We start from the raw sequence: 1783 nt of genomic DNA, 5'->3' as shown, positions 1-1783 counted from the left end.
GGCGGGGCGACATGCGCGGGGGCGCCGGCCGCTGCGGCCTGGCCACCCTCGGCGGGCGCTTCGCCGTTCTCGCCGGTGGGACCGGCGATCATCGCATTGTTCATGCCGGCCTTGGCGTCGGGACCGGCATAGGTGGCTTCGAGATCGATGATGTCGCGAAGGAAAATCTTGCCTTCGTTGAGCTCGTCGCGCCAGATGATGATGGCCTGGAAGGTCAGCGGGCTTTCGCAGAGGCCTGCGATCATGGCCTCGCGACCGGCCTCGATGCGCTTGGCGATCGCGATTTCGCCTTCGCGGGAGAGCAGCTCGACCGTGCCCATCTCGCGCAGATACATGCGCACGGGATCGTCGGTGCGCTCGCCCGGCTCGCTCTTCTTGACCTCGGTGACGGCCTTCTGGGTGACCTCGACGAGCTCGTTGTCGGTCTCGTCCTCGCCGCCCTCGTCCTTCTCCTCCTCGCCTTCGCTATCGTCGGCTTCGGTGACGTTGATGCCCATGTCCGAGAGCATCGACATGATGTCCTCGATCTGTTCGGGCGAGGTCTGGTCGGACGGCAAGACTTCGTTGAGCTGATCGAAGGTCACGAAGCCGCGCTTCTTGGCCTGCTTGATCATCTTCTTCACGGCTGCGTCGGACAGATCGAGCAACGGCGAGGGCGCGTCCTGGGAGTCCTTCTCCGGCGCATCCGCTGCCTTGTCGTCCTTTTCCTTGTCCTTCGCCTGCAGCGTCTTTGCCTTGGTGGCCATCCATTGCTCCTAAACGCGCTTCATGCAGACGGCTCGCCGCGTCCGCGTGAATTCACATGAACCTGTTGCCCGACGCTCTCGCTTCGGCAGCTCTCGACACGGAAAGGGCGGCGCGCATGTCTCTCGCCACCCCCAACTCTCTCTCGCCGGAATTGCCTAACGCTTCGTCAGCTTCTTTGTCGCAGCGGATGCAGGTGTAGTGCCAACAGCTATTGCGCGGATTCATTCCTGACGCGTCTGTTCTGCCTGCGGCCGCCTCTGGGCCAAAGTGCTACAAGACCGTTAAGCCTCGATTAACCCTGTTTTTGCCGCCAAACCCAAGATTTGGCGAGTCTTTTAGCGGTTGCGGCCCCGGCCGTCCGCATGATTCTTTCATCACACGCTCTTCTGGAACCGGCCCGACAGCTCGCCAAAACCCTCGATCAGGGCTTCGGTGCCGTCGACCTCGGCCATCCGGGCCTTGACGTCACGCAGCCACGCCAAATTGGCCTCGCTGGGATCCTCTCCCAAGGCCAGCTCGGCGTCTTTCAGCTCTCTAAGTAGTGAATGCCATTGCCGATGCAAGGCAACCAGCTGATGCCAAGTGGCGAGAACGTCGTCCCTGGCCGCGCCTTCGCGGGCACCCCACACTGCCGCGGTGGTGATCCCGCCCTCAACCCGTTGAAGAAGCTGTAAAAATCCGCCTTTTTCGAGGTCGCCGCGCATCTTCTCGGCGAGCTCGCCGGGATCTGGCGAATGGTGATGGTCGTTGGCGAAAGCGGCGATGATGCCGGCCCTGAGCTTGTGGGCCTCGGGGTGAGCCAGCTCCAGGGCCGCGACCTCCTCGAGATGGTCGTGCAGCAGCCAGGGGTGGTTGATCAGGCTTTGCAGGATCAGGGCCTCCCGGCGGGAGATGGCGCTGCGCTGGCCCTTCATGATCGGGCTGGCCGCCAGCTGGGGGCTCGCCGCCTGGTAGGGGCCTGAAGGTAGCATGGTGGGGCCGGGCGCACCGCGGCGCCCTCCGAATGCCTGGCCTCCGAAGCCCTGGCCGCCGAATC

The 1783-nt window shown here is 63.9% G+C and carries 1 protein-coding gene and 1 pseudogene; both read right to left on the bottom strand.

The features are described from left to right. Nucleotides 1-746 (bottom strand): RNA polymerase sigma factor region1.1 domain-containing protein (locus tag MOV74_RS37315; protein WP_309486879.1); only part of this gene is annotated, 746 nt, incomplete at its 3' end. 375 nt (nt 747-1121) lie between these two features. Then, nucleotides 1122-1783 (bottom strand): annotated as a pseudogene (locus MOV74_RS37310) (DNA primase); the annotation flags it as partial.

The sequence above is a fragment of the Bradyrhizobium sp. SHOUNA76 genome, assembly GCF_023006445.1.
Classification (GTDB): Bacteria; Pseudomonadota; Alphaproteobacteria; order Rhizobiales; family Xanthobacteraceae; genus Bradyrhizobium.
This window is presented reverse-complemented; position numbering and strand designations above follow the sequence as displayed.